Annotated in this window: 6 protein-coding genes and 1 pseudogene; 5 read left to right on the forward strand and 2 right to left on the reverse strand. The window is 70.2% G+C overall.

All coding sequences use genetic code 11. From position 1 onward, the window contains the following. The first annotated feature begins 343 nt into the window (after positions 1–343). The gene (locus ACZ4LX_RS20080; protein WP_467646529.1) at positions 344–1,576 is read left to right on the forward strand and encodes an SAV2148 family HEPN domain-containing protein; all 1,233 of its coding nucleotides are present in this window, start codon (positions 344–346) and stop codon (positions 1,574–1,576) included. Positions 1,577–1,654: 78 nt separating this feature from the next. After that, positions 1,655–2,401 carry an exonuclease domain-containing protein gene (locus tag ACZ4LX_RS20085; RefSeq protein WP_467646533.1) on the forward strand — a complete coding sequence of 249 codons (747 nt, stop codon included), beginning with the start codon at positions 1,655–1,657 and terminating at the stop codon, positions 2,399–2,401. Between the two features lie 8 nt (positions 2,402–2,409). On the opposite strand, the gene ACZ4LX_RS20090 is transcribed toward ACZ4LX_RS20085, so the two are convergent. After that, complete coding sequence (locus ACZ4LX_RS20090; protein WP_467646536.1) at positions 2,410–3,276, reverse strand: phosphotransferase enzyme family protein; 867 nt, start codon at positions 3,274–3,276, stop codon at positions 2,410–2,412. A gap of 125 nt (positions 3,277–3,401) precedes the next feature. Between ACZ4LX_RS20090 and ACZ4LX_RS20095 the strand changes: the two genes are divergently transcribed. The 3 genes from ACZ4LX_RS20095 to ACZ4LX_RS20105 are packed head-to-tail and all read left to right on the forward strand — an operon-like array spanning position 3,402 to position 6,480. After that, the gene (locus tag ACZ4LX_RS20095) at positions 3,402–4,352 is read left to right on the forward strand and encodes a carbohydrate ABC transporter permease (RefSeq protein WP_467646539.1); all 951 of its coding nucleotides are present in this window, start codon (positions 3,402–3,404) and stop codon (positions 4,350–4,352) included. Then, on the forward strand, positions 4,349–5,188 hold the full coding sequence (locus tag ACZ4LX_RS20100) for a carbohydrate ABC transporter permease (protein WP_467646544.1): 840 nt from the start codon (positions 4,349–4,351) through the stop codon (positions 5,186–5,188). The genes ACZ4LX_RS20095 and ACZ4LX_RS20100 overlap by 4 nt, the downstream gene beginning before the upstream one ends. Continuing rightward, positions 5,188–6,480: an ABC transporter substrate-binding protein gene (locus ACZ4LX_RS20105; RefSeq protein WP_467646547.1), complete on the forward strand. Its 1,293-nt coding sequence runs from the start codon at positions 5,188–5,190 to the stop codon at positions 6,478–6,480. The genes ACZ4LX_RS20100 and ACZ4LX_RS20105 overlap by 1 nt, the downstream gene beginning before the upstream one ends. 302 nt (positions 6,481–6,782) lie before the next feature. On the opposite strand, the pseudogene ACZ4LX_RS20110 reads toward ACZ4LX_RS20105, so the two are convergent. Beyond that, positions 6,783–6,863: pseudogene (locus ACZ4LX_RS20110) on the reverse strand (IS5/IS1182 family transposase); the annotation flags it as partial.

Raw genomic sequence — 6,863 nt, forward strand, 5'->3', positions numbered from 1 at the left:
TGGGGAATGCGGGTTCCCTGGCAGATCTTCCCCGAAAGAGCGGTCCTTACCTAGGACCGGCCGGCAAACGAGGGGCGGCGTCGCCCGGGCCGGTCAACATCGGGCCCTCCGTGTCGCCCGTATCCGGGATCCGGCGGCCCCGCCCGGACCGGAGTCCGGGAGAGGGTGCGGAATAGGGTGTTTAATCCCTATGAATCCACTCACAGCGGCAGATCTTGCCGCAGGGAACCGGCTTGCGCGGCAGGGGAGTTGAGGGAGCAGCCTGCGCATCCGGCTGCACCGGCTCCCGCTCCCGGAGTACCCTTCCTTGATCGTTGGTGGGGGAGTGGAAGGCGGTGCGCGGGTGAGCTCGGGAGGGTTCGAGCTGCCCCCAGGTGACGCGGGTCACGAGGGGGATCTGGCCGGTGTCCCGCCCGGGGCGGTCTCGCTGGCGCAGCCCCTTGAGATCGGTGCGGAGCTGGACTGGGACGCGGACGCCTGGAGCGAGGTGCGCACGCGCGCCCAGCGGGCCGGGCGCGCCTACATCTGGCTGAATCTCGTGGAACAGCGGCTGCGTGCCGTCGTCGCCGCGGTGCTCCGGCCCATCTACGAACCGGTCCACGGCGAGGACTGGGTGGTGGCCGCGGCGGGACCCGCCGGGCAGGAGTGGGTGCAGCGCGCGGTCGCGGTGCGCGAGGTCTCCCGCCGCAAGGGCTATCTGCTCGACCCGGCCGACGACAACGTCCTCAGCTTCCTCACGCTGCCGCAGCTGCGTGAGCTGATGGTGCAGCACTGGCCCTGCTTCGAGCCCTACTTCGACGACCGCCGCGACGTCGAGCTGGCGCTGGACGAGCTGGAGGTCGCCCGCAATGTGGTCTCCCGCAACCGGGCCCTCAACGAGGCGGTGCTGGCCCAGGCCGAGCGGGCCTCCGCCCGGCTGCTGGAGATCCTCGGCAGCGGCGCTGCCGTCCCGTCCGCCGACCGGCTCCCGGTCGACGCCGTGGAAGAGCTGGTCGGCGACCGTTACGCGGACGTGGTCTCCGTCCACCCCGACCGGGTCCGGCTCCAGCGCCAGCTGCCCGCCGAGGACCTCTTCGGCGGGTCGCGCCGGCTGGACGCGATCGGGATAGGCCTCAACCTGCTGGTGCAGAACTTCTCGGGGCGCCGGCTGATCCGGCTCGCCGAGTCGGGCTGCCGGGTCAGGCTGCTCTTCATCAACCCGGCCAGCAGTGCGGTCAAGCGGCGGGAGCGGGAGCTCGGCCTCAAGAAGGGCGAGCTGAGCCGCTCGGTGGAGATGAACATCCTCCATATGCGCCGGGTCCGCTCCAAGCTGCGTGATCCGGGCGCCTTCGAGATCCATGTCTTCGACGAGACGCCGCGCTTCACGGCCTACCTGGTGGACGGCGACGGCGCCGACGCCGTCGGGGTCGTCCAGACCTACCTGCGCCGGGCGCGCGGCATGGAGGCTCCGGTGCTGGTGCTGCGGGGCGGCGGACGGGCGGTGGTCCGGGCCGGCCAGGACAGCGAGCACGGGCTGTTCGAGACGTACCGCGAGGAGTTCGAGTCCGTGTGGACGGACTCCCGGCCGGTCTCCTGAGCGACCGGGCCGCGGTGTTGTCAGTGGCCCGTGCGAGGGTGGTCGTCATCTGGGGGAGCACCACGAAGGAGGTACGGGATGAGCTGGCACCGGCATGCGCTGGTCGGCTTCGACCTGGAGACGACGGGTACGGAACCGCTGGAGGCCAGGATCGTGACGGCCGCGGTCGTCCGTGTCGACGCCCGGGGCGGTGAGCCGGTGAGCCGGCACACCTGGCTGGCCGATCCGGGGGTCAGGATCCCCGCACAGGCTTCGGCGATCCACGGCATCAGCAGCGAGCGGGCGGCGGCGGAGGGCCGTCCGGCGCGCGAGGTCGCCGACGAGATCGCCGACACCCTGACCGGGTACTGGCGCCAAGGCGTCCCGGTCGTCGCGTACAACGCGGCCTTCGATCTGACGCTGCTGACGGCCGAGTTGCACCGTCACGGGCTGCCGTCGCTCAGCGACCGGCTCGGCGGCGCGGGGATCGGACCGGTGATCGATCCGTACACGATCGACCGGTCCGTGGACCGCTACCGCAAGGGCAAGCGCAATCTTGAGGCGGTCTGCGTCGAGTACGGAGTGGTCCACGGGGGAGCGCACGACGCGGGGGCGGACGCCCTGGCGGCGGTGCGGGTGGCGTACGCGATAGCCGCCCGGCACGACGCGGTGGCCGCCCTGTCGGCACCGGAGCTGCACGAGCGCCAGATCGTCTGGTACGCGGAGTGGGCCGCCGACTTCCAGCAGTTCCTGCGCCGCAAGGGCACGGCCGACGCGGTCATCGACGGCCGCTGGCCGGTGCGGGAGCCTGCGGTCGAGGCGGCCTCAGGCTCGTCCGGTCAGTAGGGGCCGGCTCAGAACGGGTACCACCGCACCGCCGTGTCCCCGCCCCGCAGGGACGCCACCCTGCGGCGGAATTCGGCGAGTGCCTTCGGGTTGGCCGGGGCGTGCTGTGCCACCCAGGCGCAGCTGGCCGTCTCCCGTGCCCCGCGCAGCACCGCGCAGCCGTCCCACTCCCGCACGTCCCACCCGTACGCCGAGGTGAACGCGTCATAGGCCTCGGCCGCCAGGCCGTACCGGTCGCGGGACAGGGCGAGCACCACCAGGTCGTGCTCGCGCAGATCCGTGGAGAAGGTCTCCAGGTCCACCAGGACCGGCCCGTCCGGACCGACATGGACGTTGCGGGCGAGCGCGTCGCCATGGATCGGGCCCGGGGGCAGATGCGGAACCAGGCCGGCGGCCGCCGCCGCGAAGCCGTCGCGACGCTCACGCAGATAGGCGGCGTCGGCCGGATCGATCGTCTCGCCGGCCAGCCTGAGCCACCGCTCGACACCGCCCAGCAGCTCCCGGCGGGGCAGGACGAGGTCTTCCGGAGCGGGCAGCGCGTGGACTGCGGTGAGCAGGGGCGCCAGGTCCCGGGGCTCGGCGGGCCGTACCGCGTCCGGCAGCCGCTGCCACAACGTCACCGGGTGGCCCTCGGCCATCCGCGCCCCGGGCTCGGCGGCCCGCACGGCGGGGACACCGGATGCGGCGAGCCACCGCGCCACGGCCACCTCGCGTTCGGCCCGGTCCTTCAGCTCGGGACTGCGTACGGCGTCCCGGCCCACCTTGACGACCAGGTCGCCCACGGCGAACACCGCGTTCTCGCCCAGCGCGATCAGCTCCGCGTCGGCGGGCAGTCCGGCGGCGGTCAGCACCTCGCGCGCTCGCATTTCGTTCATGGATCCGATTTTCGCACCTGTGCAGGTTGCCTTGACGAACCGACGGTCCGTCAGCACGATGGCGGAGGCCACCTGAGCGGCCAGAACGGTATAAAGCCGATCGAATGACGCAAGGGGGCGCATTTATGACATTGGCTAATGCAACCGTGCGGTCCGGGCAGCATGACCCTCCGGACAGCCCACGTGGCAAGCAGCCCAGGCAGATCAACCGGAACGCGGGGACCTGGTTCCTGGTGCTGCCGGCGCTGATCCCGATCCTGGTCCTGAGCGTCGGCCCGCTGCTCTACGGCATCGCGCTGGCCTTCACCGACTCCCAGTCGGGCCGCACCCGCTCCACCCAGTGGACCGGCGTACTGAACTTCCAGGATCTGCTCCACGACGGACTGTTCTGGGAGTCGTTCCGGATCGGCCTGTTCTGGGCGGTCGGCGTCACCGTCCCGCAGTTCGTGCTCGCTCTGGGCCTCGCCCTGCTGCTCAACGAGAACCTGCGGATGCGCTGGCTGGCCCGCGCCCTGGCGATCATTCCGTGGGCGATGCCCGAGGTCGTCGTCGGCATCATGTGGCGCCTCGTCTACAACCCGGACGCCGGAATCCTCAACGAGACCATCCGTGACCTGGGACTCGGTGACGGCCGGGACTGGCTGACGGGCCTCGCCACCGCGCTGCCCGCGGTGATCGTCGTCGGCATCTGGGCCGGCATGCCGCAGACGACGGTCGCCCTGCTGGCGGGACTCCAGAACACCCCGCACGAACTCCATGAGGCGGCCGCCCTGGACGGCGCGGGCGCCTGGCGCCGGTTCCGTACCGTCACCTGGCCCGCGCTCAGACCCGTCGCCCTCTCCATCACCGCGCTCAACTTCATCTGGAACTTCAACTCCTTCGCCCTGGTCTACGTGCTGACCAACGGCGGTCCCGGCGGCCGCACCCGGCTGCCGATGCTCTTCGCCTATGAAGAGGCTTTCCGGTACGGACAGTTCGGATACGCCGCCGCGATGGGCTGTGTGATGGTCGCGGTGATCTCCGTGATCCTCGCCGTGTACCTCGCCGGACGGCTCAGGGGAGGCGAGGACCGATGAGTCTGCGAACCAGCAAACCGGCGCGCGCCGGACAGTACGCCGCGCTGCTCTGCTATCTGGTCTTCCTGGCCTTCCCCTTCCTGTGGCTGATCTCCACCGCCTTCAAACCCGCACCCGAACTGGGCTCCCTGCATCCGACCTGGATCCCCGAGCACCCGACGCTGGACAACTTCCGGCAGGCCTTCGACGAGCAGCCGCTGCTGAGGGCCGCCGCCAACTCGCTGATCGCCGCTCTCTCCGCGGGCGCCATCGCCGTCGTCATCGCGACCCCGATGGCCTATGTGATGGCCCGCTACCGCTCCCGGCTCTCCACGGCCGCCACCGGCTGGGTCGTGGTCAGCCAGGCGTTTCCGTTCGTCCTGCTGATCATTCCGCTCTTCCTGGTCCTGAAGTACCTGCATCTGATCAACAGCCTGTGGGGGCTGATCATGGTGTACGTCGTCTGGTCGCTGCCCTTCGCGCTGTGGATGCTGGTCGGCTACGTCCGGGCCGTCCCGCCCGAACTGGAGGAGGCGGCCTCGGTCGACGGGGCGGGACGGCTGCGGACGCTGGTCTCGGTCACCGCCCCGCTGCTCGCCCCCGGGATCGTCGCCACCGCGCTCTTCGCGTTCATCACCGCGTGGAACGAGTTCTTCTTCGCGCTCGTCCTGCTCAAGACTCCGGAGAAACAGACCTTGCCGGTCGTGCTGACCCACTTCCTCGGAGCGGAGGGCGCGAGCGACCTCGGACCGCTCGCCGCCGCCGCGTTCCTCGCCACCCTGCCCTCGCTCGCCCTGTTCGCCGTCATCCAGCGGAGGATCACGGGCGGCATGCTCGCCGGGGCGGTGAAGAGCTGATGCGCGCGCTCGTACGTACGGCAGCCGCGGCGGCCACCGCGCTGGCCCTGCTGCTCACCGGGTGCGGCGGGGACGGCGACGGCCGGGTGGACGGGAAGATCAGGATCCGCTTCCAGTCACTGGCCTGGCAGAAGGAGTCCGTCGACATCAACAAGCGGCTGGTGAAGGAGTGGAACGCGAGCCACCCCGATGTCGAGGTCCAGTACATACAGGGCAGTTGGGACAGCGTCCATGACCAGCTCCTCACCTCCTTCGAGGGGGGCGAGGCGCCGGACGTCATCCACGACGCCTCCGACGACCTCGCGGACTTCGCGTACGGCGGCTATCTCGCCGATCTCCGCACCCTCCTCCCCGGCCGGCTGACCGCCGACATCCCTCCGCAGAGCTGGCAGACCGCCACCTTCGACGGCGGCGTCTACGGGGTGCCCTTCCTCCAGGAGCCCAGGGTCCTGATCGCCAACACCAGGATCCTCAAGGAATCCGGGGTCCGCATCCCGACCCCCCAGAAGCCCTGGAGCTGGCCGGAGTTCCGCCAGGTCACCAAGGAACTGACGGGCAAGGGGCGCTACGGGATCGCCTGGCCGCTCAAGGAGCCGGTCTCCGTCACCCTCAACCTCGGACTCTCGGCGGGCGGGCTGCTGTTCCACCGCGGCACCGACGGAAAGGTGACGGTCGAGTCGGGCACGGGCGACCAGGTCGTCCCGGGCACCATCCACGACCAGGTCAACACCGACCACAGCGCCGCCCGCACCGCGCTCGGCATGGGCGGCGGCGACACACTGCCCGGCCTGTTCGGCGGGAAGTACGCCATGGTGCCGCTCGGGTTCTCGTACCGCCAGCAGGTCGTCGAGCAGGCCCCGAAGGGCTTCGAGTGGTCCGTGCTGCCGGCCCCGGCCGGCAGTGAGGGCCTGGCCCAGGGGGTGAGCCCGCAGACCCTTTCCGTCGCCGAGGACAGCCCGCACAAGAAGGAGGCCGTGGAGTTCATCGACTTCCTGCTGCGGCCCGCCAACATGGTGCGCCTGGCCAAGGGTGACTGGATGCTGCCCACCGGCACGGCCGCACTGGCAGACCCCTCACTGCACACGGCCGACCGGGGCTGGGCGACCGGCGCCGCCCTCGCGACCGCACTGCGCCCGGCACCGGCCCAGTTCGTGCGCGGCTACCCCGAGTGGAAGGACAAGGTCGCGACGCCCGCGCTCCAGGAGTACTACAGCGGAGCGATCGGCGCCGGCGAACTGAGAAGGCGTCTGGTGGAGGACGGCAATCGGGTCCTGGCCCGCTATCAGCGATGACTTCGGGCGACGCGAGAAGGACATTACCGACCGGTACGTCTCCTTCTCGCGCCGAGGCGTCACCGGTCCGGGTCCCGGGACTGGCCCGGAACCCCGCCAAACATTTCTGAACGGGAGTGATTCAGGCAATCATCGACCTGAATTCGCCTCTTCACTTACTTGCCAGGACGTGGGCGTTCGGGTATGTCGGGGGAAACGCGCCGTTTCTTTTCGGCGCATCAGGTTTCAATGGGGTCGGGGTGGATCTCGATCGAAACGGAACACCCGGGCGCTTTTGGCGAGAAGGAGATCATTGAGCGTTTTCAGCGTTGTCTCTCCAGGGGGAGGATGGCTCTGGCGATGACGGTCATGCGGTTGGGGCTGATGCGGGATCTACGGAAGAT

The organism is Streptomyces sp. NPDC026062, assembly GCF_055568375.1.